This is a genomic window from Cedecea sp. B1(4), assembly GCF_059414925.1.
The window spans coordinates 1-214 of sequence record NZ_JCAHMZ010000221.1 but is presented as its reverse complement, the minus strand read 5'-3'; the positions used below and the strand labels follow the sequence as shown (position 1 = coordinate 214).

At 55.6% G+C, this 214-nt stretch carries 1 pseudogene; it reads left to right on the top strand.

From position 1 onward, the window contains the following. A pseudogene (locus ACR6JA_RS22705) lies at positions 1-214 on the top strand (threonine synthase); the annotation flags it as partial.

Here is a 214-nt window from a genome sequence, read left to right as displayed (position 1 = left end):
CAGATCTGCTTTTACTTCGAAGCGGTAGCCCTGTTGCCGATGTAAGCGCGTAATCAGATTGTGTTATCCTTGCCGTGCGGTATCTTTGGCTATCTGACGGCTGGCCTGCTGTCAAAATCCCTCGGCCTGCCTATTAAGCGCTTTATTGCGGCGACTACTGCCAACGACACCGTTCCGCGTTTCCTGGCTGACGGCCTGTGGGCGCCTAACGCGA